The following is a 24,418-nucleotide window of genomic DNA, read 5'->3' as shown; positions in this document are numbered from 1 at the left end:
CGGGCATGGCAGCCACCACTCATACCGTGACGAACCAACCACCGCCGTTGCTCGGCTACGACGTCTTCGCCGCCGACCCGGCGCTCACCGAGGGGGTGGCCCGGTACGTCGCCGGGGAACACCTCGACGAGGTGCGCGAGGAACTGGGGCGGCTGGGCCAGGCGGCCGGTTCGGCCCAGGCACAGCGCTGGGGCGAACAGGCCAACGCCTACCCGCCGGTGCTGCGCACCCACGACCGCTACGGGCACCGCATCGACGAGGTGGAGTTCCACCCCGCCTGGCACCGGCTGCTCGGGCACGCCGTGACGGCCGGGCTGACCGACGCCTGGTCCCGTCCGCACGGGCACCTGCGGCGCACCGCGGGCTTCTTGGTGTGGACCCAGGTGGAGGCCGGACAGGGCTGCCCGCTGTCGATGACCCACGCGGCGGTCCCGGCGCTGCGGGCCGAACCCGCGCTGGCCGCGGCGTGGGAGCCGCTGTTGACCTCGCGGGTCTACGAGGCGGAGCTGCGGCCGGCGGCGCAGAAGGCCGGCGCGCTGGCCGGGATGGCGATGACCGAGAAGCAGGGCGGCAGCGACGTGGGGACGAACACCACCCGCGCCGAGCCGCTGGCGGCGGCCGGGGAGTACGTCCTGACGGGCCACAAGTGGTTCTGTTCGGCGCCGATGTCGGACGCGTTCTTGGTGCTGGCACGGGCGCCGGGCGGGTTGACCTGCTTCCTGCTGCCGCGGGTGCTGCCGGACGGCACCCGCAACGCGTTCCGGATCCAGCGGCTCAAGGACAAGCTGGGCAACCGCTCCAACGCCTCGGCGGAGGTCGAGTTCGACGGCCGCACCTGGGCGCGGCGGGTCGGTGAGGAGGGGCGCGGGGTCGCCATCCTGCTCGACATGGTCGCGGCGACCCGGCTGGACTGCGTCACCGCGTCGGCGGCGCTGATGCGGCAGGCGGTGGCGCAGGCCCTGCACCACACCGCGCACCGGGAGGCGTTCGGGCGCCGGCTGACCGACCAGCCGCTGATGCGCAACGTCCTGGCCGATCTGGCGCTGGAGTCGGAGGCGGCGACCACGCTGGCGCTGCGGTTGGCGGCGGCCTGCGACGGCGGCACCGCGCGGGACCGGGCCTTCCTGCGCCTCGCGGTGCCGGCGGCCAAGTACTGGGTGACCAAACGGTGTGCGCCGGTGGTGGCGGAGGCGCTGGAATGCCTGGGCGGCAACGGCTACGTGGAGGAGTCGGGGTTGCCGCGGCTGCTGCGCGAGGCCCCGCTGAACTCGATCTGGGAGGGCGCCGGCAACGTCCAGGCGCTCGACGTGCTGCGGGCCCTGCGGCGGGAGCCCGCGGCGCTCGACGCCTACCTGACCGAGATCGGCGCCGCACGGGGCGCGGACCACCGGCTGGACCGGGCGATCACGGCTCTGCTGACCGAACTCGCCGACCTGGAGGGCATCGAGGCCCGGGCCCGGCGGCTGGCCGAGCGGTTGGCGCTGGTGCTCCAGGGGGCGCTGCTGGTGCGGTACGCGCCGCCGGAGGTCGCCGACGCGTTCTGCGCCGCGCGGCTCGGCGGCGACGCGGGGGCGGCGTTCGGCACGCTGCCGCACACCCTGGACCTGGCGGCGGTGGTGGAGCGGGCGCGGCCGGTGCCGGTGGCGGAGTAGGGCGTGCCGCCGGGCGCGCCCGCCCCGTCTGCGGAGGGCGCGGCGGCGGTTCCGCGTCCCCGTCCGGAACCCTCAGCAACCGGGCTCCGGGTGGGGACGGACAGGGGATGAACCACCGCCGCGCCAGGCGGGGAGCGGTGCTGCGCCGACTCGGCACCGATCCCGGTCTTCAGGGCCATCGCGGCGGCTGCGGTGCGGTGCGCCCGCGCAGCGCCGCGTCGATGGCCACGATGATCTCGGCGTCCGGCACGTCCGGCCGGAAACCGACCAGGACGCCGCGCGCCTCGTAGTACCGGATCACCCGGGAGGCGTCACCCGTGCCGTCCTGTCCCGCCTCGCGCAGGTGCACGACGAGGTCGGCGAAGGCCGGTGCGGGCAACGGACCGCCGAAGCGCGCGACCCGGTCGAGGAGTTGCGGCGCGCCGTCGATCACATAGCCCTCGGCGGGCAGCGGCTGACGTCTGATCAGGACGTCGACCGCGGACAGCCGGGACACGCCGTAGTGTCCGGCCAGGCGGGCGGCCCGGGCGATCCGGGCGCCCTCGCCGGTACCGATCACCACGACACGCGGGGCGACGGCGACCATGGTGAGCCCCCTCCCACACCGTGCCGACGACGCGGGCGGCCGATCGCGTCCCCGGCGGGCACCGGCGGGTTCTCCGTCGGGTGTCCGGCGAAACCTCCGGGTGGGCCCCGCACGCTCCCGGCGCGGGGAGGGACGCCATCGGCCGCTGGTGACCAGATTTCCCCGGAAGCGTCATAGGCCACAACAGTTGCATTCCGTTGCAACAGATCTGGCCAATGGGGCCTCGTGGCACGGCTCCTGACGGCACGATGGGCACGGACCGGACGCAGGGGCAACGGAGAGCAGCGTGAGCGACAGACCGATCGACAGGGCCGGCGAGCGGACCGGCGCCCGGCCGACCGGGAGACCGATCGCCGGCGCCGTCCACGCGGCCCAGGACATCCGGGAGACCGCACGGCGGCTGGCCGGGGTCCACGAGGCGACGTTGGCCGGTGACCACGCGCCGGCGGAGGCACCCCGGGACACGCCCCGCGCGGTGATCGGCGAATCCTGGCGGCGGGTGCTGGACCGCGGCGTGGACCCGGAGCGCGCGAACGACCAACACCTGTTGAGCATGGCCGAGTTGGAGTTCCGGCGACAGAGGTCCCAGCTGGCTTCGGTGCTGCCGGTGCTCAGCGGCGGACTGCTGCCGACCGCCGACGCCGCCCAGCAGATCATGGTGGTCACCGACGCCGAGGGAAGGGTGCTGTGGCGCGACGGCAGCGCCCCGATCCGGCGGATGGCCGACCGGCTCGGCTTCGACAAGGGCGCCGACTGGACGGAGGGGGTGGTCGGCACCAACGCGATCGGCACCGCGCTGGTGGCCCGCAGCCCCGTCCTGGTGCACTCCGCGGAGCACTTCCTGCGCAGCCACCACCAGTGGACGTGCGCCGCGGCACCGCTGCACGACCCGCGCGACGGGCGGCTGCTGGGCACGGTGGACGTCAGCGGGCCGGCGTACTCCTTCCATCCGACGACGCTGGCGCTGGTCTCCGCGGTGGCCCGGCTCGCCGAGGGCGAGCTGCGGACCCGGCACCACGCGTCCCTGGAGCGGCTGCGGTCCAGCGCGGCGCCGATGCTGGCCCGGATCGGCGGGCGGGCGCTGGCCGTCGACGCGCACGGCTGGACGGCGGCGGTGACGGGGATGACCCCGCCGGACCGGGTGGCGCTGCCCAAGGAGCCGGAGGCCGGGCCGGTGTGGCTGCCGCGGTACGGGATGTGCACGTTGGAGCCGCTGCCCGGCGGCTGGCTGATCCGGCTCGGCCGGCCGGAGCCGGCGCCGGAGCCGCCCCGGGTGGTGCTGGACCTCGGCGGGCCCGGCCGGCCGGCGGTGACGGTGGCCGGTCCGGCGGGCAGCTGGTCGCACGCGCTGACCCCGCGCCACGCGGAGCTGCTGTTCGTGCTGGCCGCCCACCCGCGCGGGCGCAGCGCCGCCGAACTGGCCCGGGACCTGTTCGGCGACGGCGGGCGCACGGTCACGGTCCGGGCCGAGCTGTCCCGGCTGCGGCGCAACCTCGCCGGGGTGCTGGCCCACCGCCCGTACCGCTTCGCGGACGGGGTGGAGGTGGAGCTCCGCCTGCCGACCCGGGCGGTGGAACTGCTGCCGCACTCCACCGCGCCGACGGTGCTGGCGGCCCGGCGGGCGGGGGCCGGGCACGGGATGGCGTGAGCGGCCCGGCGCGCCCGCCGGAAATCGCGGTGCGCGGGCGCGCCGCCCGCCGCTACGGTGGGCGCACTCTGACGCAGCTCTCCAGAAGGACGTCGCAGAACGGGAGCAGCCGGTACGCGCATGACGCGCCGGACCAGACGAGTGGGCGACACGACCATCCGCGTTCCCGCATGCCCTGCGGCATGCCGTTCCTGGAGGATTTCCGTGTCCGTGGGCCTTGGCCTCCCCATTTCCGACCCCACCCGACTCCTGACCTGGGCGCGGCGCGCCGACGCCAGCCCCTTCTCCACCGTCGCCCTGCTCGACCGGCTGGTGTACGCCAACCCCGAGCCCCTGGTCACCCTGGCCGCGCTGGCCGGCGCGACCACCCGGGTGCGCCTGCAGACCGAGGTGCTGCTGGCCCCGCTGCACCGCACCGCGCTGCTGGCCAAGCAGGCCGCCACGCTCGATCTGCTGTCCGGCGGGCGGTTCACGCTCGGCATCGGCATCGGCGGGCGCGCCGACGACTACCTGGCCGCGGGGGTGGACCTGCGCACCCGGGGGCGCCGGCTCGACGGGCAGCTGGCCGCGCTGCGGCGCCTGTGGGCCGGCGGGCCGCTGTCCGCTGACGTCGGCCCGGTCGGGCCCGCACCGGCGCGGCCGGGCGGACCGGAGGTGCTGTTCGGCGGGTTCGTGCCGGCCGTGGTGGAACGGGTCGCCCGCTGGGGCGACGGGTTCCTCGGGGCGGCCCTGCCGTCCCACCAGATGGACCAGTTGTTCCGTGATGTGGAGGCGGCCTGGGAGCGGGCCGGTCGGGCCGGTCGCCCCCGGCTGCTGGCCCAGGTGAACGTCGCCCTCGGGCCCGCCGCCGTCGTGGACCGCGCCCGCCACGAACTGCGCGCGTACTACGGCGCCACCCCGTACACCGACCACGTCGTCGACGGACTGCTCACCACGCCGGGCACGCTGCGCGAGGCGGTCGCCGGGTACTTCGCGAGCGGGGCGGACGAGGTGATGCTGTACTGCTGGTCGCCGGACCCGGACCAGGTCGAGCGGCTCGCGGACGCGGTCTTCGCGGCGGACGGCGCCTGGCCGGGCGTGACCTCCTAGGACACGCCCCAGTCGGCTCCGTCGCCCGCGGCGGTCCGGGCGCGTCCCGGCCCTCGGACCGCCGTACGGCCCGGCGCCCGCCGTGTGATGTGCTGGCGCCATGAGCCACCCCGTCACCATCTGGCACCTCGAACAGACCTCGCGCGCCGCGCTCTCGCCCGGCGCGGAGCCGGCCGCCGAGCAGGACGTCCGGATCGTCCGGTCCGAGGTGCCTTCGCCGGAGTTCAGCCGCTTCCTCTATACGGCGGTCGGCGGGGACGTCCTGTGGACCGACCGGCTGGCGTGGTCGTACGCGCGCTGGGCCGAGCACCTGGCGCAGCCGGGCACCGAGACGTGGGTGGCGTACGCGCACGGGACGCCCGCCGGGTTCATCGAGCTCCAGGGCCAGCCGGACGGAGTGGTGGAGATCGTCTACTTCGGGCTGCTGCCGGCCTTCCGGGGGCGGCGGATCGGCGGGCACCTGCTCGGGTACGGAACGGCGCGGGCCTGGGACCTGGCCGAGCGGTGGCCGGGCCGACCGGCGACCGCGCGGGTGTGGCTGCACACCTGTAGCGACGACGGTCCGCACGCGCGGGCCAACTACGAGCGGCGCGGCTTTAGGCTGTTCCGCACCGAGGTGACCGAGGAGCCGGAGGTCGAGGCCCCCGGCCCGTGGCCGGGCGCCGGGCCGGTGCCGGCCGCCGCAACTCCCTGAGCCGCGCCCGCGCCCCCCTTCGGCCCCGCAGGGGGCGCGGCCGCCCGCGCCCCCGAAACCCCTCCGCAACGTGACGGGCGCCACATCGTCTCGCGATGCGGGACAAGCATGTCCATATTTTGGATGACGGTGGACTGTCCGGAGAGCCCCGTGCCACGCTTCCGTCATGTCTCGAGCTGGAATTGCCTTGGTGAGTCGGCGGCACGTCGACCTCGGCCGCATGTCCAGCGCCATTTGTCGGGCGGGCTGACGCTGCACGGGCCGGTCCGCACCCACGGATCCGGACAGCACCTCAGCACCACCACGTCGCACCCGTCGTCCCCATCGTCGCGGACGCGTTGAACCCCCGACCCCGCATGCCACCGCCGACGCGCCCACGCGCGCCGCGCTTCGGTGTGTCCACGCAGGTCAGCATGGGTTCACCGGACCCGTCCGCACTCCCTTTGAGCCGCCCAGAAGGACGTAACCCATGGCCGCCACCCCGGAACCGCCCACCGCCACGACCCGCCGCAAGGCCGGCCGCCACCGCGGCGAGGGTCAGTGGGCCGTTGGTCACTTCACGCCGCTCAACGGCAACGAGCAGTTCAAGAAGGACGACGACGGTCTCAATGTGCGGACACGCATTGAGACGATCTACTCCAAGGCCGGTTTCGACTCGATCGACCCCAACGACCTGCGCGGCCGGATGCGTTGGTGGGGCCTGTACACCCAGCGCAAGCCCGGGATCGACGGCGGCAAGACCGCGGTGCTGGAGCCCGAGGAGCTCGACGACAAGTACTTCATGCTGCGGGTCCGCATCGACGGCGGTCGGCTCACCGTCGCCCAACTGCGCGCCATCGGCGAGGTCTCGGAGCAGTACGCCCGCGGCACCGCGGACATCACCGACCGGCAGAACGTCCAGCTGCACTGGGTGCGCATCGAGGACGTGCCCGCCATCTGGGAGAAGCTGGAGGCCGTGGGGCTGTCCACGACCGAGGCGTGCGGCGACTGCCCGCGCGTGATCATCGGTTCGCCGGTGGCCGGCATCGCGGCGGACGAGATCATCGACGGCACCCCGGCCGTGGACGAGATCCACGAGCGCTACATCGGCAGCAAGGAGTTCTCCAACCTGCCGCGCAAGTTCAAGACCGCGATCTCCGGCTCGCCGGTCCAGGACGTGGTGCACGAGATCAACGACGTGGCCTTCGTCGGCGTCGTCCACCCCGAGCACGGCCCGGGCTTCGACCTGTGGGTCGGCGGTGGCCTGTCCACCAACCCCAAGCTCGCGCAGCGCCTGGGCACCTGGGTGCCGCTGGACGAGGTCGCCGACGTCTGGGCCGGCGTGGTCGGCATCTTCCGGGACTACGGCTACCGCCGGCTGCGCACCCGCGCCCGGTTGAAGTTCCTGATGGCCGACTGGGGCCCGGAGAAGTTCCGCCAGGTGCTCGAGGACGAGTACCTCCAGCGCAAGCTGGTCGACGGCCCGGCGCCCGAGCAGCCCGCGCACAAGTGGCGCGACCACGTCGGCGTGCACCGCCAGCAGGACGGCCGGTTCTACGTGGGCTTCGCCCCGCGCGTCGGCCGGGTCGACGGCGCCACCCTCGCCAAGGTCGCCGAACTCGCCGCCGCACACGGCTCGGACCGGCTGCGCACCACCGTCGAGCAGAAGATGATCATCCTCGACGTGACCGAGGACCGGATCGACTCGCTGGTCGCCGGGCTGGAGGCACTGGACTTCCAGGTCAACCCGTCGCCGTTCCGGCGCGGCACGATGGCCTGCACCGGCATCGAGTTCTGCAAGCTCGCCATCGTCGAGACCAAGGGGCGCGGCTCCGCGCTGATCGACGAACTGGAGCGCCGGATGCCGGACTTCCAGGAGCCGATCACCATCAACCTCAACGGCTGCCCCAACGCCTGCGCCCGCATCCAGGTCGCGGACATCGGCCTCAAGGGCCAGCTGGTGCTGGACGACGACGGCAACCAGGTCGAGGGCTACCAGGTGCACCTGGGCGGCGCACTGGGCCTGGAGCCGGGCTTCGGCCGCAAGGTCCGCGGACTGAAGGTGACCTCCGAGGAGCTGCCCGACTACGTCGAGCGGGTGCTGCGCAACTTCGAGGCGCAGCGCGAGGAGGGCGAGCGGTTCGCCACCTGGGCGGCGCGCGCCGAAGAGGGTGCCCTGAAGTGACCCCGCACCGCACCGAGACCGAACGGGAGGAACCGTGAGCGAACGCGCCGCGCCGTTCTACTGCCCGTACTGCGGGGACGAGGACCTGCACCCCTCCGAGGAGGGCCACGGCTCGTGGGAGTGCCGGGCGTGCAGCCGGGCCTTCCGGCTGAAGTTCCTGGGGCTGCTGGCCCCGGGAGCCGCCGGGTCCGCCCCGTCTCCTTCCCCTTCCGCAGTTCCTTCCGCTTCTGACGGAGGTACGCCGTGACCACCAGCACCGACCTTCAGCAGCTCGCCGAGCAGGCGGGCCGCGACCTGGAGGACGCGCCCGCCCTGGAGATCCTCCGGTGGGCCGCCGACGCCTTCGGTCCGCGGTTCTGCGTCACCTCCTCCATGGAGGACGCGGTCGTCGCGCACCTGGCCTCGCGGGCCTTCCCCGGTGTGGACGTGGTCTTCCTGGACACCGGCTACCACTTCCCGGAGACCCTCGGGACCCGGGACGCGGTGGCCGCGGTGATGGACGTCAACGTCATCACACTGACGCCCCGTCAGACCGTGGCGGAGCAGGACGCCGAGTACGGCCCGCGGCTGCACGACCGCGATCCCGACCTGTGCTGCGCGCTGCGCAAGGTCAAGCCGCTCGAAACGGGCCTGGCCGGCTACGACGCGTGGGCGACCGGGCTGCGCCGGGACGAGTCGCCGACCCGGGCGAACACCCCGGTGGTCGGCTGGGACGCCAAGCGGCGGAAGGTGAAGGTCTCGCCGATCGCCCGCTGGACGCAGGACGACGTGGACGCCTACGTCGCCGAGCACGGGGTGCTCACCAACCCGCTGCTGATGGACGGTTACGCCTCCGTCGGCTGCGCCCCCTGCACCCGTCGGGTGCGGGCCGGCGAGGACGCGCGGGCCGGCCGCTGGGCCGGCAGCAACAAGACCGAGTGCGGACTGCACTGATGGCGGAGTTTTTGGAGACACAGATGACGGGCGCCACGATCTGGCTGACCGGTCTGCCGAGCGCGGGCAAGACGACCATCGCGCACCAGCTGGCCGAGCGGCTGCGCGGCGAGGGACACCGCGTCGAGGTGCTCGACGGCGACGAGATCCGCGAGTTCCTCTCCGCGGGCCTCGGCTTCAGCCGCCAGGACCGGCACACCAACGTCCAGCGGATCGGCTTCGTCGCCGAACTGCTGGCGAGCAACGGCGTGAAGGCCCTGGTCCCGGTGATCGCCCCCTACGCGGACAGCCGCGAGGCGGTGCGCAAGCGCCACCAGGGCGAGGGCACGCCGTACCTGGAGGTGCACGTCGCCACTCCGGTCGAGGTCTGCTCCGAGCGCGATGTGAAGGGCCTGTACGCCCGGCAGGCGGCCGGCGAGATCTCCGGGCTGACCGGCGTGGACGACCCCTACGAGGAGCCCGCGGCACCGGACCTGCGGATCGAGTCGCACACCCAGACCGTGCAGGAGTCCGCGGCGGCGCTGCACGCGCTGCTCGTCGAAAGGGGCCTGGCGTGAGCGACGCACACGCGGGCACCGCCCCGCGGCCGGCCGTGATACCCGCACCTCCGCGCCTCGTGGGCGGAGAAGCGAACGAAGGGGATACCGCGTGACCACCGTTGCTGCGCTTTCCGAGGAACTGGACAACCCCTACGCGCTGTCGCACCTGGACGCCCTGGAGTCCGAGGCGGTGCACATCTTCCGCGAGGTGGCGGGCGAGTTCGAGCGGCCCGTGATCCTCTTCTCCGGCGGCAAGGACTCCATCGTCATGCTGCACCTGGCGCTGAAGGCGTTCGCGCCGGCGCCGGTGCCGTTCGCCCTGCTGCACGTCGACACCGGGCACAACTTCCCCGAGGTCCTCGACTACCGCGACCGCGCCGTGGCGCGGCACGGCCTGCGGCTGCACGTCGCCTCGGTGCAGGACTTCATCGACCGCGGCGAACTGCGCGAGCGCCCGGACGGCACCCGCAACCCGCTGCAGACCGTGCCGCTGCTGGACGCCATCGACGAGAACCGCTTCGACGCGGTCTTCGGCGGCGGCCGCCGGGACGAGGAGAAGGCGCGCGCCAAGGAGCGGGTGTTCTCGCTGCGCGACGAGTTCGGCGGCTGGGACCCGCGCCGGCAGCGGCCCGAGCTGTGGCAGCTCTACAACGGCCGGCACTCGCCGGGCGAGCACGTCCGGGTCTTCCCGCTCTCCAACTGGACCGAGCTGGACGTCTGGCAGTACATCGCCCGCGAGAAGATCGAACTGCCCGCCATCTACTACGCCCACGAGCGGGAGGTCTTCGCCCGCAGCGGCATGTGGCTGGCGCCCGGTGGCTGGGGCGGCCCGAAGGACGACGAGAAGCTGGAGGTCCGGCAGGTGCGCTACCGCACCGTCGGCGACATGTCCTGCACCGGCGCCGTCGAATCGGACGCGGACACCATCGAGGCCGTCATCGCGGAGATCGCCGCGTCCCGGCTCACCGAGCGGGGCGCGACCCGGGCCGACGACAAGATGTCCGAGGCCGCCATGGAGGACCGCAAGCGCGAGGGGTACTTCTAGCCATGAGCACCACCAACACCGCCCGCTCGGACCTGACGGTGGACGCGGGCGCCACCTCGCTGCTGCGCTTCGCCACCGCCGGTTCCGTGGACGACGGCAAGTCGACGCTGGTCGGCCGGCTGCTGCACGACTCCAAGTCGGTCCTCGCCGACCAGTTGGAGGCCGTGGAACACGCGTCCCGCAACCGCGGGCAGGAGGCGCCGGACCTGGCGCTGCTGACCGACGGACTGCGCGCCGAGCGCGAGCAGGGCATCACCATCGATGTCGCCTACCGCTACTTCGCCACCCCGCGACGCCGCTTCATCCTGGCCGACACCCCCGGGCACGTGCAGTACACCCGGAACATGGTGACCGGGGCGTCCACCGCCGAACTGGCCGTCGTCCTCGTCGACGCGCGCAACGGCGTGGTCGAGCAGACCCGCCGGCACGCCGCGGTCGCCGCCCTGCTGCGGGTCCCGCACGTCGTGCTGGCCGTCAACAAGATGGACCTGGTCGACTACCAGGAGTCCGTCTTCGCCGCCATCGCCGAGGAGTTCACCGCCTACGCGGGCTCGCTGGGCGTACCGGAGATCACCGCCATCCCGATCTCGGCGCTGGCCGGCGACAACGTCGTGACGCCGTCGTCCACCATGGACTGGTACGGCGGCCCGACGGTGCTGGAGCACCTGGAGACCGTCCCGGTGGTCGCCGACCCGTCGGACGACCCGGCCCGCTTCCCGGTCCAGTACGTCATCCGCCCGCAGACCGCCGAGCACCCCGACTACCGCGGCTACGCGGGCCAGATCGCCTCCGGCGTGCTGCGCGTCGGCGACGCCGTCACCGTGCTGCCGTCCGGTCGGACCAGCACCGTCGAGGGCATCGACGCGCTCGGCCAAAGCGTGGACGTCGCCTGGGCACCGCAGTCGGTGACCCTGCGCCTCGCCGACGACCTGGACGTCTCCCGGGGCGACCTGATCGCCCCGACCGCGGCGGCGCCGTCGGTCACCCAGGACGTCGAGGCCACCGTCTGCCACGTCGCCGACCGGCCGCTGACCGTGGGACAGCGGGTGCTGCTCAAGCACACCACCCGCACCGTCAAGGCGATCGTCAAGGAGATCCCGTCCCGGCTGACGCTGGACGACCTCTCCCAGCACCCGGCCCCGGGCGAACTGGCCGCCAACGACATCGGCCGGATCGTGGTGCGCACCGCCGCGCCGCTGGCGCTGGACGCCTACGCGGAGTCCCGGCGGACCGGCTCCTTCCTGCTGATCGACCCGGCGGACGGCACCACGCTGACCGCGGGCATGGCGGGCACCGCGTTCGCGGAGGCGGCCGCGGACCCCGCGCCGCAGGGCGCGGCGGACGACGAGGGGTGGGACTTCTGATCATGCTCAAGGACATGTTCTCGACCTTTGCGAAGGAAGGCGGGCGCGTCGGCAGCGGCGCCCTCGGGAGCGGCCAGGGCGGAGTCGGCCGATGTGTGCGCTGACGATGCGTGACTCCGTGCCCCCCACAACCTCCTTCCGAAGATCCACCATTTCGCCGGGCGCGCCGTAGCGAGGCGCGTACTGCCCCGGCCCTCCGAGAGGACCACCTCCCGTGTCTGCCGTTCGTCATCGCCTCCTGGCGGCCGCCGCCACCGTCCCGTTGCTGACCGTCGCGCTGGGGGCCTGCGGTTACGGCTCCGAGGCCCCGAAGGACACCGCGGCCTCCGTCGCCCCGAAGGGGCCGAAGGTCGACGGGCTCGATCAGGTCAGGATCGGGTTCTTCGGCAACACCACCCACGCCACGCCGCTGATCGGCCTGCAGACGGGCCAGTTCCAGAAGGAGCTGGGCGGCACCGCGGTGAAGTCCTCGGTCTTCAACGCCGGCCCCGCCGAGATCGAGGCGCTCAACTCGAACGCCATCGACATCGGCTGGATCGGCCCCTCCCCCGCGATCAACGGCTATGTGAAGTCGCACGGCAAGAGCCTGAAGATCATTGCCGGTTCGGCGTCCGGCGGGGTCTCGCTGATCGTCAACCCCAAGAAGATCAAGAGCCTGGACGACCTCAAGGGCAAGACGATCGCCACCCCGCAGCTGGGCAACACCCAGGACGTCGCCCTGCTGAACTTCCTCGCGCAGAAGGGCTACTCGGTCGACGCCACCAGCGGCAAGGGTGACGTCACCGTCCAGCGCGTCGACAACAAGGTGACGCCCACCGCCTTCCGGCAGGGCAGCATCGACGGCGCCTGGGTCCCCGAGCCCACCGCGTCCAAGCTGGTCGCCCAGGGCGGCAAGTCGCTGCTGGACGAGAAGAAGCTGTGGAAGGACGGCAAGTTCGTCATCACCAACATGATCGTCTCGCAGCGGTTCCTCAAGGAGCACCCGAAGGCGGTCGAGGCGGTGCTGCGCGCGTCGGTGAAGACCAACGCCTGGATCCGCTCGCACCCCGCCGAGGCGGTCAAGGCGCTCAACGAGAAGCTCGCGGACCCGACGATCACCGGTAAGGCACTGCCGGACGACGTCATCGACCCGGCCTTCAAGAACGTGGACGTCACCGACGACCCGCTGGCCGCCACCCTCCAGGAAGAGGCGGACCACGCCGTCAAGGCAGGGCTGCTGAAGAAGCCCGACCTCAAGGGCATCTACGACCTCACCCTGCTGAACAAGGTGCTCAAGTCCGAGGGCAAGCCGCCGGTCGACGACGCCGGCCTCGGCGGCAACTGACCCCGGCTCCCCGAACCCCCAGGAGGTGACACCGATGACGACCAACACGCTCACCAAGCCCGCCCCCGCGGCCGCCGGCTCCACCGGCCCGTACGCCGCTCGCATCCAGCACGTCTCGAAGTCGTTCGGCCGACCCGGCGCGCAACAACAGGTGCTGGACAACATCAGCATCGACGTCACGCCCGGCGAATTCGTCTGCCTCCTGGGGGCCTCGGGGTGCGGCAAGTCCACCCTCCTCAGTCTCGTGGCCGGCCTGGACAAGCCGTCCGCCGGCACCATCGAGACGCCCGGCGGCCGCCCGGCGCTGATGTTCCAGGAGCACGCGCTGTTCCCGTGGCTGACCGCCGGCCGCAACATCGAACTGGCCCTGCGGATGCGCGGCGTGCCGCGTGCGGAACGCCGCGGCGAGGCCGAGCGGCTGCTCGAACTCGTCCGCCTCAAGGGCGCGTACGGCAAGCGGGTGCACGAACTGTCCGGCGGCATGCGCCAGCGGGTGGCGATGGCCCGGGCGCTGGCACAGGACAGCCAACTGCTGCTGATGGACGAGCCGTTCGCGGCGCTCGACGCCATCACGCGCGACGTGCTGCACGACGAGCTCACCCGGATCTGGCACGAGACCAACCTCTCGGTCCTGTTCGTCACCCACAACGTCCGGGAGGCGGTGCGGCTCGGCGAGCGCGTCGTGCTGCTGTCCTCCCGCCCCGGCCGGGTCGCCCGGGAGTGGCAGGTGGACATCCCCCAGCCGCGCCGCATCGAGGACTCCGCGGTCGCCGACCTGTCCGTCGAGATCACCGAACAGCTCCGTGGGGAGATCCGCCGCCATGGCCAGCACTGAGACCACCACGTCGTCCACCACCGGGAAGCCCGACGACGACCCCACCGGACCGGCCACCGCCCCCGACGCCGAGGCACCGGCCGCCCCGACGGCCGACTCCCCGGCCGAGGCGGCTGCCGGAGCCACCGCCGAAGGCGACACCACCGCTGCCGCGGCCGGCACCGCGGTGTCCACCGGGGCCCCGGCCGAGGCGGCCGGTGAGTCCCGCCCCGCCGCCGGTGACCTCGCCGGTCTGGAGGCCGGGCTCGACGCGCTCGACTCCACCGTGGTCTCCCGACAGCCGTGGCTGCGCACCCTGCTGTCAAAGGCGTTCCCTCCCCTCATCGCGATCGTGATCGTGCTGGGGCTGTGGCAGCTCGCCTACCACTTCCAGCTCAAGCCCCACTACCTGTTGCCGAGTCCGCTCGACGTCCTCCGCTCGCTGCAGCAGAAGTGGCTCGAAGGCACGCTGCTCAGCTTCGTGTGGACCAGCGTCTCCCGCGGCGCCCTCGGCTTCCTGGCGTCGGTCGCCATCGGCACCGTGCTCGGCCTGATCGTGGCCCGCGTCAAGCCGGTCCGGGCCGCGATCGGCCCGATCCTGAGCGGTCTGCAGTCCCTGCCCTCGGTGGCCTGGGTCCCGGCGGCGATCATCTGGTTCGGCCTGAGCGACGCCACCATCTACGCGGTGGTGCTGCTCGGCGCCGTCCCCTCGATCGCCAACGGGCTGGTGTCCGGCGTCGACCAGATATCCCCGCTGTACCTGCGGGCCGGCCGCACCGTCGGCGCGACCGGACTGGCCGGCGTCCGTCACGTACTGCTCCCCGCCGCGCTGCCCGGCTACCTCGCCGGGCTCAAGCAGGGCTGGGCGTTCTCCTGGCGGTCCCTGATGGCCGCCGAACTCATCGTCAACGCTCCCGACCTCGGTACCGGGCTGGGCCAGCTCCTGGAACAGGGCCGTGAACTGCAGGACATGTCCTGGGTGCTGGGCGCGATCCTGCTGATCCTGATCGTCGGCATCGGCATCGAGTTGTTGATCTTCGCCCCGATCGAGCGCCGGGTGCTGCGCAGCCGCGGCCTCCTCGTCAAGAGCTGAAACCATGAACGCACGCCCCACTCTCCTCGTCATCGCCCACGGCAGTCGCGACCCTCGGCACGCCGCAACCGTCACCGAGCTCTGCGCGCGGGTCCGGCAGCTGCGGCCGGGGCTGCGCGTGGAGGTCGGCTACCTCGACTTCAACGCGCCCCGGATCCCCCGGGTCCTGGAGCGCCTGTCGGACGACGACGTGCGGAACGTGGTGGCGCTTCCCCTCCTCCTCACTCGGGCCTTCCACGCGAAGACCGACATCCCCGCGGTGCTGCGGGAGGCCGTCGCACGACTGCCCCTGCTGACCGTCCATCAAGCCGAGGTACTCGGCCCGTCCCTCCTCCTGACCGGCGCGTTGGAGCGCCGGCTGGAGGAGGCCGGGCTGCGGCCCGGCGACCACCGCTCGACCGGGGTCGTACTGGCCTCGGCGGGCTCCTCGGACCCGGAGGCGATCGCAGTGATCGCTGAAATCGCGCGGGAGTGGCGGCGCACCGCTCAATGGTGTGCCGTGCGACCTGCGTTCGCCTCCGCATCTCTTCCCCGGACGGCCGACGCCGTCCGGGCCCTGCGGGCCGAGGGCGTCCGGCGCGTCGCCGTCGCCCCGTACGTCATCGCGCCGGGCTTCCTGCCGGACCGGATCGCCGCCGGGGCGCGCGAGGCCCGCGCCGACATCCTCGCGCCGGTGCTGGGCGCCGCCCCCGAGCTGGCCCGGTTGCTGCTGCGCCGTTACGACCAGGCCGTCCGGGCCGGCGCCCGGGGCGACACGGCGGCCCTGACCGCCTGACCGCCTGACCGCCTGACCGCCTGACCGGCAACGGCCACACTCCGCCCCCGGCCCGCTCAGCTCGCCGCCACCACCGCCCCGCGCCCCGAGGGCGCGTCGGCGCGCCCCTTCTCGTACACCGTCAGGCCGCGCGCCAGGTGCAGGGGCACCAGCAACAACTCGACGACCAGCGCCTTCCAGGCGTAGACGACGTTGACCGCCTTGGTGGCGTAGGCGCAGGGGATGTTCACCAGCACACCGCACAAGGGGAGTCTGCGGCGACGGGCGGCGTACACCAGGGGTGGCAGCGTCAACAACAGGTCGACACCGGCCCACCAGGCGAAGGCGACGGGTGGTGACGCACCGGTCGTCGCGCTGAGCACGAACGGAGAGGCCCACCACAGCGGCGCGGTGAGGATCTCGAAGAGGGCCAGCAGCACCCACAGCGCGAGCAGCGGTTTGCGGACGAGCAACCGGCCGAGGTGGAGCCGGACGTTCTGGCAGAAGCCGGCCATCCAGCGGTTGACCTGTTTGCGGAAGTAGGTGAGGTCCTCCGGGTCGGCGGCGAGGGCGACCGCGTCGGAGACGTAGACCGCGCGTCTGCCGGCGATCTGCCGGGACCATGTGTAGTCCATGTCCTCGACGATGGTGCGCTCGGGGAACCCGCCGAAGGCCACCAGCTCCTCCCGGCGGAAGACCGAGCAGCACCCCGAGCAGACCATGGGGCTGTTGGCCCGCGCCTGGATGGGTCGATGGAAGTGGAAGCCGAAGAGGTACTCCGTGGAGCGCCCCCGCTCCCACACGGTGCGGGTGTGGCGGGTGCGGACCGTGCCCGCGGCGAGGGCCACTTGGGGGTCGTCGAAGACCGGGAGGACGCGCTGGAGGTAGTCCGGGGCGAGCACGGTGTCCGCGTCGACGGCCAGGACGAGGTCGGTGGTGCAGCGCGGGAGGGCGTAGTTCTGCGCCCGGGCCTTGCTGCCCAGGTTGCGCGGTGGGCGGAGCACCGTGGCACCGTGTGCGGCGGCTACCTCGCCGGTGCGGTCGGTGGAGGCGTCGTCGACGACGAGGACGCGGTCGGGCGGGACCGTTTGCCGCGCGAGGGACTCCAACGTGGCCGGGAGTCCGGCCTCTTCGTTGTGGGCCGGGACGATGACGGTGACGCTGTGCATGGTGGGCTCCCCCCTGTCGTGCGGACCGCGCCGGCGAGGACGCAGAACAGTCCGATCACTCCGTAGACGATGGTGCTGATGCCGAGGAACGGCGTGACTCCGTGCATGTCACTGACGGTAGCCACGCTCGGCCGCCCACGGTTCCGGAGGACCCCTCCTGTGGATAACTCACCGCGCGGGAGCGGACGTTGACACTCCGTTCCGGACCGCCTCGGCTCAGCCCAGCGCGTCCATCAGGGCGGTGACATAGGCGTCCAGCCGCCCCTCCACGGCTCGGGTCGTCAGCTCCGTCCGCCCCGCCTCCTGCCACGGCCGCGACACCGACCGCACTTCTTCCGAGCACGCCAGCCCGTCGCGCACCCGCCAGTACAGCCGCTCGCTCGCGGCCGCTGCCAGCACCCCACCGGCCTCCTCATACGCCTCGGCGAACCGCAGACCCCACGCGGGGCCGTGCAACAGCGCGAGATTGGTGGAGCAGTGCGCCACGTCGAGATCCGCCGGGCCCCAGGAGGTGGCCGCCCAGTCGACGACGCCGGTGATCCGGGCATCTGTCGGCCTTGCGGGCGGCACGTCGAACAGCACGTTGCCGGGGTGGAAGTCCCGGTGCAGGAATCGCCCTTCACAGGGTGGCGCGGGCTGACGGATCACGTCGATCGCCGCGGTCCATGCCGTCGCGTCGGCGCCCTTCGGAGTCACGACGGTGTCGGCGGTCGTCAACGCCACGTACTCCCGGGGCCGCTCAGCGGGTCGCAACGCGTGGATCGCCACGAGTTGACGGGCCAGCAGCGGGACCCGCGCCTCCAACCCCTCGTCGTCGAGGACCGCCCGGCCCGCCAGATGTGTCATGAGGAGCGACGGATGCGCGCAATGCGCGGCGGTCGGATCAACCGCGACCAGTCCAGGAGCCGGAACCCCGGTCCCCGTGAGCACGGTCAGGGCGCCGGCCTCCCTGTTCAGCCAGTCCTCGGCGTGCTCCGTGTCGACGAAGGTCCGCAGTACCAGGTCACGGGTGCCTCCGTCCGGCGTGCCGATGGTCAGTCGCCGCATGTCGGCGGTGCTGCCGCCGTGCAGCGTCTCGGCTCTGACGATCCGTTCGTCGGCCTCCAGGTGCCGGCGCACCCAAGCCAGCGCCGGCGGTCGGACAGCCGCCTCCTCATCGTGGTGCGTCACCGTGCCGACCCCGTCCCTTCCGCCGCTTCTGTTGACGATGGGCCACCTCACCACCGCACTCACGCACAGTGGACGTCCCCCCACCCGATCCGCCCACCAGAAGTTAAGGTCCCGGACGCAACGACGCCGGCCGTCGCGCCCCGTGGGGGCGAGCGCGACGGCCGGCGTGCGGTGCTGAGCGGTCCGATCGACTACTCGACGATCTTCAGCAGCTTGTTGGGCGTGCCCTGCCCGGGGTTGCTGATCTTGTCCGGGGTCGCCCCGTCCGTCAGCGCCTTCTCCACGTCGGCCGGCTTGGCGTCCTTGTGGTCGGCCAGGTAGACCGCGGCGGCACCCACGACGTGCGGGGTCGCCATCGACGTACCGGAGATGGTCTTGGTGGCGTCGTCGCTGTTGTTCCAGTCCGAGGTGATGTCGGAGCCCGGAGCGTAGAGGTCGACGACGCTGCCGTAGTTGGAGAAGTCGGACTGCTGGTCGTCCTTGGTGCTGGAGGCCACCGTGATGGCCTCCTTGACGCGCGCCGGGGAGCCCTGGCCCGCGTCGGTGGACTCGTTGCCGGCCGCGACGCCGAAGGTGACACCGGAGTCGATGGCCTTCTTCACGGCCGCGTCGAGCGCCTCGTCGGCGCCGCCGCCGAGGGACATGTTGGCGACCGAGGGGCCCTTGTGGTTCTTGGTGACCCAGTCGATGCCCGCGACGACCTGCTCGGTGGTGCCGGAGCCCTGTCCGTCGAGCACCTTGACGGCGACCAGCTTCACCTTCTTGGCGACGCCGTGGGCGGTGCCGCCGATGGTGCCGGAGACGTGGGTGCCGTGGCCGTTGTCGTCCTCGGCCTTGTCGCTGTTGTCGATGGCGTTGAAGCCGTACGACGCGCGACCGCCGAAGTCCTTGTGGCTGATGTGGATGCCGGTGTCGATGACGTACGCGGTGACGCCGTCGCCCGCGCTGTCCGGGTAGTTGTACTTGCCGTCACCCTTGGTGTCGGCCTGGTCGATCCGGTCCAGGCCCCACGACGGCGGGTTGTCCTGGGTGCCGTCGGTGTGGAACGTGTGGTTCTGGACGACCTTGTCGACGGCCGGGTCGGCCGCCAGGCGCTTGGCGTCCTCGCTGGACAGACCGGTGGTCGAGAAGCCGTCGAGCGCGGAGGTGAAGGTCCGCTTGACCTTGCCGCCGTACTTGGAGGCCAGGTCGCCGCTCTCGGCGGCGCGCACCGCGGCGGACTTCTTCAGCAGCACGATGTAGCTGCCCTTGACGGCGCCCTTGGCATCGGCGCCGTAGATCTTGCCCTCGGCGGCGGGCGACGCGCCCGCGGTGACCGCAGTGACGGCGGCGATACCAGTGGCGGCAACAACGGCGGATATCGCCGTGACGAGCCGCTTCTTGCTGGAACGCTTATGAGCCATGGCGAGGGTTCTCCTCGTTCGTGGTGTGGGGGGAAGCGTTGCGAAGTGCCCGAAGGGACCGGAAAGGCTCCACCGGGCTGGCTCGAAACCCTGTCGGATTGACGGGTGCAATTCAAGGCCCGCCAGGCCGTGTGAGATTCGCAACAACCCTGCAAAAAGGCAAAGCCGCACAGAACTAGCCATAAGAACCAGGCAAGTTGACGGACAGTGACTCAACCCGCTTAACGTTCACGCAATGAAAGGGGACGGCTGACGATGCGTTTGCATTTTCAACCGTCCCGCTGTGGCATGCTCGCGCTCCGCAAGAGGCGTACCGGCGGTTACCCCTGGGGGAGTTGGGCCTCAATGAGGTCGGCGGCCCGCCGACTGCCCCCCTCCTCCGCCATCTCCGCGCGGACCCGGTCGAGCGCCGCGGCCACACCGGCGTCGTCGACCACCGCGCGCACCGCCGCCCCCAGCGCCTCCGCGGTGACCTGCCCCTTCGTCAGCTGTCGGGCGACGCCCAACGCCTCCAACGCGTCCGCGTTCATGAACTGGTCGGCGGCCTGCGGTACGCACACCATGGGCACCCCGTTCGCCAGCCCCTCCTGGCTGCCGCCCATCCCGGCGTGGGTGACGAACGCGTCCGCCTGCCGAAGGACCGCCACCTGCGGGACCCAGGTGTGCACCTCGATGTTGTCCGGGACCGCACCGAGCACGGCCGGATCGGTGGACTTCCCGATCTGGAGCACCACGTGCCAGTCCGGTCGGCCGCCGAACGCCTCGATGCAGGACCGGTAGACGTCCGGGGCCTCGGTGAACACCGACCCCAGCGAGACCAGCAACACCTTGGCGCCCGGCGCGAGACCGGCCGGCCGCCGCCAGTCGCCCTGCGCGGAGCGGTCGCCCTGGCAGGAGCCGACGAAGGTGAAGATCGACCCGTCGACCCGGTCCGCGTGCGGCTGCATGGCCCGGGGGACCAGGACCAGCCCCCGGGCGGGCCGCGCGGCCAGGTGGTCCGGCTCCGCGAGGTCCGCCATGTCGTGCTCGGCCAGCCAGGACCGGAAGCGGGTGTAGTAGGCGCGGCCGCGCTCGGTGCCGCGCAGTTCCTCCCGCATCGCCTCGGCGGCCTCCTCCTCGTAGCCGTCCCAGGCGACGACGTGCGGGGCCAGCTGCACGGCCGGGACCCCCCACCGGCGGGCGAGGAGCGGGGCCGGGAACGCGGCGCTGTCGTGGAGCACCAGGTCGGGGGTGTCGCCCTCGTAGGCCGCGGCGAGTTGCGGCAGCGCCTGCATCGCGTCGTCGAGGAACGGTTCGAGCTGGTCGAGGAGTTCGGTGCCCCAGCCCTGCGGGTCGTCGGCGGCGGGCAGGACGGAGGTCCACGGTCGGGGTTCGGCGCCGACGGCGGCGACGAGGTCGGCGAACTCGGCGGGCACGGCGTAGGTGACGCGGTGCCCCCGGTCGACCAGCTCACGGATCACGTCGAGGTTCGGCTGGACGTGGCCGTGGGCCGGGATGCTGAACATGGCGAGGTGCGAGCGGCGTTGAGGCATGCCCCGCACCCTAGGCGAGACGATACGTATCGTGCAATCCTGAAAAGGCGTCACCCCGGCCGACGGGGGACGACTCCCCTCGGCCGGAAGCCCCTGCGGGCCAGGGGCGGACGGGATCCAGGGCGCCTCATGGCACCTGCGAGACTGGGCGCGAGATCGCACCGCAGGAGGCATCCGATGACCGAATCCAGCCCCGCCTTCACCGAGGCGCGCGCCCGGGACGTGCTGGCCGCGGCCGGGCACCCCGAGGCGGCGGCGGACGCCCGGCTGCTCGCGCTCGGCGAGAACGCCGTCTTCGCCCTGGGCGAGCGGGGCGTGGTGGTCCGGGTCGGCCGCAGCCCGGAGCTGCTGGCACGCGCCGAGCGGGAACTGGCCGTCGCCCAGTGGCTGGCGGCGCAGGACGTACCGGCCGTGCGGGCCGCGGAGCCGACCGCCCGGCTCGTCGACGGGCATCCGGTGACGTACTGGCGGCGGCTTCCGGAGGCCGTCCGCCCGGCCCGGCCGCAGGACCTCGCGGCGCTGCTGCGGCTCGTCCACGCGCTGCCCGAGCCGCCGTTCGCGCTCCCCCGGCGCGAACTGCTGGACGGCGTGGAGCGCTGGCTGCGGTTGGCCGGCGATGCCGTGTCACCGTCCGACGCGGAGTACCTGCGCGGCCGGCGGGACGCCTTCGCACTCGCCGCGACGGCGCTGGAACCGCACCTGCCGCGCGGCCCGATCCACGGCGACGCGTTGCCCCGCAACGTCCACATCGGGCCGGACGGCCCCGTCCTGGTCGACCTGGAGACCTTCTCCTCGGACCTGCGCGAGCACGACCTGGTCGTGATGGCGCTCAGCCGGGACCGCTACGGCCTGGGCGCCGAGGCATACGACACCTTCGCCTCGGTGTACGGCTGGGACGTGCGGGACTGGGAGGGCTGCGCGGTGCTGCGCGGGTCCCGGGAGACGGCGAGCTGTGCCTGGGTCTCCCAGCACGCGCCCGGGAACCCCGCCGCACTGGGGGAGTTCCGCCGCCGGATCGCCTCGCTGCGCGAGAAGGACGCGGCGGTCCGGTGGTACCCGTTCTGAGCCCGCGCCCCGGCCACCGCCCGCCGGCGGGCCGGTCCGCTCAGCGCTGGTAGGGAATCAGCGGCCAGGCCGCCTCGACTATCGCCTCCGGGTCACCGCTGCGGCGCAGGTACGCCTGGAACGATGCGGCCTGCTGGGCGGCGGCCTGCTCCTGGAGGACGTGCAGGGCGCGCGGCGCGGGCAGCGCGACGGCCGGGTACTCCTCGCCGATGCGGCGGGCGACACCGGCCGCGGCCACCGCGTCGGCGCCGGCCTCGTGTGCGCCGTCCAGCGGGACCCCGTAGTGCCCGCAGAGCGCCTGGAGCGCGCGCTTGCCCTTGCGGTAGCGGTCCACGTGCTTGTCGAGGACGAGCGGGTCGATGACCGGGGCGGGCGGGTGGCCGAGCCGCTCGCTCAGCGTCGGCACGCCGTGGCGGCGGCACTCGCGGTCCAGCAGCGAGAGGTCGTAGCGCGCGTTCATCACCACCAGCGGGACGTCCGCGCGCAGCACTTCGGCGAGCGCCTCGGTGATCTCCGCTATCGCGGCGGCGGGCGCGCGGCCGTGCTCGCGGACGTAGGCGGTCGACATGCCGTGGATCTGCGCGGCCTCGTCCGGGATCGGGACGCCCGGGTCGACGAGCCAGGACTGCTGCCCGGCCACCTCGCCGTCGCCCTCCAGCCGGATCAGTGCGGCCGTGACGATGCGGTCGTGCTCGACGTCGGTGCCCGTGGTCTCCAGGTCGAAACCGACCAACAGCTCCTGATGCCAGCTCATGCCGACCCCCTCTTCCGCCCGGCCCCGCACGGGCGCGGCGCGCACCCCTCCTCGATGCTCCGCCGGCCTCCGGCCGGTCGGACCCCCACGCAGCGCTGACTCATGCGGCCTCCTTCGGTGGTACCTCCCCCGTGGTGCGACCACTCTCCCACGCACCACTGACAACGGGCCGGGCCGCCCGCCGCCGCACCGTGCGCAGGCCCGTTCAGGAGACCGGCCGCGAGTCCGCCCAGACGCTCTCGAACTCCTCGCGGTAGATCTCGAAGAGCCCGTGGTCGACGTCCCGGCCGCCGCGGGCGTCCTGGCGCACCAGGTCACGGCCGCCACCGCGCAGCACGAAGACCGGCGACTCCATCCCGCGGCTCTTGCGGAGGTAGGGCTGGACGACGGCTATCCCGTCGGGCCCGTCGCCGTCGACGAGGTAGGCGGTGAAGCGGGGGGTCTCGTCGAAGACCTGGATCTCGAAGGCGCCCGGGTCGTGCAGGCGGGCCCGGACCCGCCGCATGTGCAGGATGTTCATCTCGATGGAGCGGCTCATCTCGCCCTTCTTGAGGCCGATTTCGCGCTCCCGGCGGCGGACCGCGCTGCTGGCCGGGTTGAGGAAGAGCAGTCGGACCCGGCACCCGGACTCGGCGAGCCGGACCAGTCGGCGGCCGGAGTAGTTCTGGACCAGGAGGTTGAGTCCTATGCCCACCGCGTCGAGGCGTCGGGCGCCGCCGAAGAGGTCCTCCGCGGGCAGCTGGCGCTGGAGGCGGACCCGGTCGGGGTGTACGCCGACGACGTCGGCGTACCGGTCGCCGACGAGGTCCTCGACGGCGTCGATGGGCAGCCGTCCGGACATCCGGGTGCCGGCCCCGGACCCGAGGACGTCCAGCAGTCGGGCGGAGGCCCGCTCGGCCTGGGCCAGGACGGTCTCGGACAGCGCGCGGTTGCGGGAGACGATGTTGCGGGCGACCTCCAGCTCGTCGAGGACCAGCTCGACCTCGCGCCGGTCGTCCACGTAGGGCTCGAAGCAGGGCCAGTGCTGGACCATCAGCTCGCGCAGCTGCGGGAGGGTCAGGAAGCTGACGATGTTGTCGTCGGCGGGGTCGAGGAGGTAGCCCTTGCGGCGGCTGACCTCGCGGACCGCGACCGCGCGCTGGACCCACTCCTGGCCCGCGGGTCCGGCCGCCGCGATGACCCATTCGTCGCCGTGCACCGGCTCGTAGATGGGACGCAGCACGGCTGCGACGACGGCCCGCAGCCGCTGCTCGACGAGATTCAGCCAGATGTAGGCGCGTCCGGCCCGGCGGGCCCGGGTGCGCACCTCGCTCCAGTCCTCGACCCCCCAGTCGAGTTCGGCACCGATCTCCAGCGGTCGGGCCAGGGACACCGTGCCGGGCGGTGCGTCAACGGAGCCGCCCTCGTGGCCCTCATGACTCTCGTCACCAGGGGGCAACTCCAGCCCGCCGCTCACCTGCCACCGCCTTCCGAACCCCCGTGCCAACGATCAAGGCAGACTACTGCGGCGCGGGGAGCGGTGCAGCAGGATGCCGTGAGTCGGATGCCAACTCCCCTTGCCCATGGTGCCGGTTGTGACCGGAAAGCGCGGTGGGAGTGAGCGGTTTCATAGCCGCGTCGGGGGGT

The 24,418-nt window shown here is 72.8% G+C and carries 22 protein-coding genes and 1 pseudogene; 16 read left to right on the top strand and 7 right to left on the bottom strand.

From position 1 onward, the window contains the following. The first annotated feature begins 5 nt into the window (after nt 1-5). A complete protein-coding gene (locus ACJ6WD_RS19420; RefSeq protein ID WP_233657874.1) occupies nt 6-1,652 on the top strand; it encodes an acyl-CoA dehydrogenase family protein in 1,647 nt (548 codons plus the stop codon). Between the two features lie 169 nt (nt 1,653-1,821). Here ACJ6WD_RS19420 and ACJ6WD_RS19415 read toward each other — a convergent pair whose 3' ends face one another. Further along, entirely contained in the window at nt 1,822-2,238 is a 417-nt protein-coding gene (locus ACJ6WD_RS19415; RefSeq protein ID WP_233657873.1) for a hypothetical protein, read from the bottom strand. A 286-nt stretch (nt 2,239-2,524) separates the two neighbouring features. On the opposite strand from ACJ6WD_RS19415, the gene ACJ6WD_RS19410 reads away from it, so the two are divergent. The 14 genes from ACJ6WD_RS19410 to ACJ6WD_RS19345 all read left to right on the top strand — a co-directional run bounded on the left by ACJ6WD_RS19410 (nt 2,525) and on the right by ACJ6WD_RS19345 (nt 15,720). Beyond that, the gene (locus ACJ6WD_RS19410; protein WP_233657872.1) at nt 2,525-3,886 is read left to right on the top strand and encodes a helix-turn-helix domain-containing protein; all 1,362 of its coding nucleotides are present in this window, start codon (nt 2,525-2,527) and stop codon (nt 3,884-3,886) included. Nucleotides 3,887-4,090: 204 nt separating this feature from the next. After that, nucleotides 4,091-4,975 carry an LLM class flavin-dependent oxidoreductase gene (locus ACJ6WD_RS19405; protein WP_407616235.1) on the top strand — a complete coding sequence of 295 codons (885 nt, stop codon included), beginning with the start codon at nt 4,091-4,093 and terminating at the stop codon, nt 4,973-4,975. Between the two features lie 100 nt (nt 4,976-5,075). Continuing rightward, nucleotides 5,076-5,669, top strand: a complete 594-nt coding sequence (locus ACJ6WD_RS19400) for a GNAT family N-acetyltransferase (protein ID WP_233657870.1) — start codon at nt 5,076-5,078, stop codon at nt 5,667-5,669. Between the two features lie 166 nt (nt 5,670-5,835). Next, nucleotides 5,836-5,919 (top strand): putative leader peptide, encoded by an 84-nt coding sequence (locus ACJ6WD_RS19395; protein WP_350257049.1) that lies wholly within the window; start codon nt 5,836-5,838, stop codon nt 5,917-5,919. A 219-nt stretch (nt 5,920-6,138) separates the two neighbouring features. Then, complete coding sequence (locus ACJ6WD_RS19390; protein WP_233657869.1) at nt 6,139-7,833, top strand: nitrite/sulfite reductase; 1,695 nt, start codon at nt 6,139-6,141, stop codon at nt 7,831-7,833. Nucleotides 7,834-7,867: 34 nt separating this feature from the next. Further along, nucleotides 7,868-8,080, top strand: a complete 213-nt coding sequence (locus tag ACJ6WD_RS19385) for a hypothetical protein (protein WP_078487065.1) — start codon at nt 7,868-7,870, stop codon at nt 8,078-8,080. Continuing rightward, the gene (locus ACJ6WD_RS19380) at nt 8,077-8,766 is read left to right on the top strand and encodes a phosphoadenylyl-sulfate reductase (RefSeq protein WP_233657868.1); all 690 of its coding nucleotides are present in this window, start codon (nt 8,077-8,079) and stop codon (nt 8,764-8,766) included. Before ACJ6WD_RS19385 ends, ACJ6WD_RS19380 begins: the two co-directional genes overlap by 4 nt. A gap of 23 nt (nt 8,767-8,789) precedes the next feature. Further along, nucleotides 8,790-9,323 carry an adenylyl-sulfate kinase gene (gene cysC / locus ACJ6WD_RS19375; RefSeq protein WP_233657867.1) on the top strand — a complete coding sequence of 178 codons (534 nt, stop codon included), beginning with the start codon at nt 8,790-8,792 and terminating at the stop codon, nt 9,321-9,323. 91 nt (nt 9,324-9,414) lie between these two features. After that, nucleotides 9,415-10,350: a sulfate adenylyltransferase subunit CysD gene (gene cysD / locus ACJ6WD_RS19370; protein ID WP_233657866.1), complete on the top strand. Its 936-nt coding sequence runs from the start codon at nt 9,415-9,417 to the stop codon at nt 10,348-10,350. Between the two features lie 2 nt (nt 10,351-10,352). Further along, the gene (locus ACJ6WD_RS19365; RefSeq protein ID WP_233657865.1) at nt 10,353-11,714 is read left to right on the top strand and encodes a sulfate adenylyltransferase subunit 1; all 1,362 of its coding nucleotides are present in this window, start codon (nt 10,353-10,355) and stop codon (nt 11,712-11,714) included. Nucleotides 11,715-11,928: 214 nt separating this feature from the next. Then, complete coding sequence (locus ACJ6WD_RS19360; protein ID WP_233657864.1) at nt 11,929-13,038, top strand: aliphatic sulfonate ABC transporter substrate-binding protein; 1,110 nt, start codon at nt 11,929-11,931, stop codon at nt 13,036-13,038. 34 nt (nt 13,039-13,072) lie between these two features. Beyond that, a complete protein-coding gene (locus ACJ6WD_RS19355) occupies nt 13,073-13,873 on the top strand; it encodes an ABC transporter ATP-binding protein (RefSeq protein WP_016574327.1) in 801 nt (266 codons plus the stop codon). Then, nucleotides 13,860-14,945, top strand: a complete 1,086-nt coding sequence (locus ACJ6WD_RS19350) for an ABC transporter permease (protein WP_233657862.1) — start codon at nt 13,860-13,862, stop codon at nt 14,943-14,945. Before ACJ6WD_RS19355 ends, ACJ6WD_RS19350 begins: the two co-directional genes overlap by 14 nt. A 4-nt stretch (nt 14,946-14,949) precedes the next feature. After that, on the top strand, nt 14,950-15,720 hold the full coding sequence (locus tag ACJ6WD_RS19345) for a sirohydrochlorin chelatase (protein WP_407616234.1): 771 nt from the start codon (nt 14,950-14,952) through the stop codon (nt 15,718-15,720). A gap of 56 nt (nt 15,721-15,776) precedes the next feature. Here ACJ6WD_RS19345 and ACJ6WD_RS19340 read toward each other — a convergent pair whose 3' ends face one another. From ACJ6WD_RS19340 to ACJ6WD_RS19325, 4 genes and pseudogenes are all read right to left on the bottom strand, one after another. Then, nucleotides 15,777-16,868 carry a glycosyltransferase family 2 protein gene (locus ACJ6WD_RS19340; RefSeq protein ID WP_055582642.1) on the bottom strand — a complete coding sequence of 364 codons (1,092 nt, stop codon included), beginning with the start codon at nt 16,866-16,868 and terminating at the stop codon, nt 15,777-15,779. A 216-nt stretch (nt 16,869-17,084) separates the two neighbouring features. Then, nucleotides 17,085-18,038 (bottom strand): phosphotransferase family protein, encoded by a 954-nt coding sequence (locus ACJ6WD_RS19335; RefSeq protein ID WP_407616233.1) that lies wholly within the window; start codon nt 18,036-18,038, stop codon nt 17,085-17,087. 191 nt (nt 18,039-18,229) lie between these two features. Next, on the bottom strand, nt 18,230-19,441 hold the full coding sequence (locus tag ACJ6WD_RS19330) for a S8 family peptidase (RefSeq protein WP_233657859.1): 1,212 nt from the start codon (nt 19,439-19,441) through the stop codon (nt 18,230-18,232). Nucleotides 19,442-19,761: 320 nt separating this feature from the next. Further along, nucleotides 19,762-21,010 (bottom strand): annotated as a pseudogene (locus ACJ6WD_RS19325) (macrolide family glycosyltransferase). Between the two features lie 140 nt (nt 21,011-21,150). On the opposite strand from ACJ6WD_RS19325, the gene ACJ6WD_RS19320 reads away from it, so the two are divergent. Continuing rightward, nucleotides 21,151-22,038 (top strand): aminoglycoside phosphotransferase family protein, encoded by an 888-nt coding sequence (locus tag ACJ6WD_RS19320; protein WP_020931394.1) that lies wholly within the window; start codon nt 21,151-21,153, stop codon nt 22,036-22,038. Nucleotides 22,039-22,078: 40 nt separating this feature from the next. Here the strand turns inward: ACJ6WD_RS19320 and ACJ6WD_RS19315 are convergent, their stop codons facing one another. After that, nucleotides 22,079-22,792: an exonuclease domain-containing protein gene (locus ACJ6WD_RS19315; RefSeq protein ID WP_037637283.1), complete on the bottom strand. Its 714-nt coding sequence runs from the start codon at nt 22,790-22,792 to the stop codon at nt 22,079-22,081. Between the two features lie 205 nt (nt 22,793-22,997). Continuing rightward, nucleotides 22,998-24,248 carry an SAV2148 family HEPN domain-containing protein gene (locus ACJ6WD_RS19310; RefSeq protein ID WP_037637270.1) on the bottom strand — a complete coding sequence of 417 codons (1,251 nt, stop codon included), beginning with the start codon at nt 24,246-24,248 and terminating at the stop codon, nt 22,998-23,000. Nucleotides 24,249-24,418 lie beyond the last annotated feature (170 nt).

The sequence above is a fragment of the Streptomyces sp. VTCC 41912 genome, assembly GCF_045799175.1.
Taxonomy (GTDB): Bacteria; Actinomycetota; Actinomycetes; order Streptomycetales; family Streptomycetaceae; genus Streptomyces; species Streptomyces albulus_C.
This window is presented reverse-complemented; position numbering and strand designations above follow the sequence as displayed.

Bases quoted from the DNA above. Each gene is read 5' to 3' on its own strand.
- cysC (WP_233657867.1), top strand. From the start codon at position 8,790: ATGACGGGCGCCACGATCTGGCTGACCGGTCTGCCGAGCGCGGGCAAG.
- ACJ6WD_RS19345 (WP_407616234.1), top strand. From the start codon at position 14,950: ATGAACGCACGCCCCACTCTCCTCGTCATCGCCCACGGCAGTCGCGAC.
- ACJ6WD_RS19390 (WP_233657869.1), top strand. From the start codon at position 6,139: ATGGCCGCCACCCCGGAACCGCCCACCGCCACGACCCGCCGCAAGGCC.
- ACJ6WD_RS19330 (WP_233657859.1), bottom strand. From the start codon at position 19,441: ATGGCTCATAAGCGTTCCAGCAAGAAGCGGCTCGTCACGGCGATATCC.
- ACJ6WD_RS19415 (WP_233657873.1), bottom strand. From the start codon at position 2,238: ATGGTCGCCGTCGCCCCGCGTGTCGTGGTGATCGGTACCGGCGAGGGC.
- ACJ6WD_RS19395 (WP_350257049.1), top strand. From the start codon at position 5,836: ATGTCTCGAGCTGGAATTGCCTTGGTGAGTCGGCGGCACGTCGACCTC.
- ACJ6WD_RS19400 (WP_233657870.1), top strand. From the start codon at position 5,076: ATGAGCCACCCCGTCACCATCTGGCACCTCGAACAGACCTCGCGCGCC.
- ACJ6WD_RS19365 (WP_233657865.1), top strand. From the start codon at position 10,353: ATGAGCACCACCAACACCGCCCGCTCGGACCTGACGGTGGACGCGGGC.
- ACJ6WD_RS19320 (WP_020931394.1), top strand. From the start codon at position 21,151: ATGACCGAATCCAGCCCCGCCTTCACCGAGGCGCGCGCCCGGGACGTG.
- ACJ6WD_RS19355 (WP_016574327.1), top strand. From the start codon at position 13,073: ATGACGACCAACACGCTCACCAAGCCCGCCCCCGCGGCCGCCGGCTCC.
- ACJ6WD_RS19350 (WP_233657862.1), top strand. From the start codon at position 13,860: ATGGCCAGCACTGAGACCACCACGTCGTCCACCACCGGGAAGCCCGAC.
- ACJ6WD_RS19420 (WP_233657874.1), top strand. From the start codon at position 6: ATGGCAGCCACCACTCATACCGTGACGAACCAACCACCGCCGTTGCTC.
- ACJ6WD_RS19315 (WP_037637283.1), bottom strand. From the start codon at position 22,792: ATGAGCTGGCATCAGGAGCTGTTGGTCGGTTTCGACCTGGAGACCACG.
- ACJ6WD_RS19340 (WP_055582642.1), bottom strand. From the start codon at position 16,868: ATGCACAGCGTCACCGTCATCGTCCCGGCCCACAACGAAGAGGCCGGA.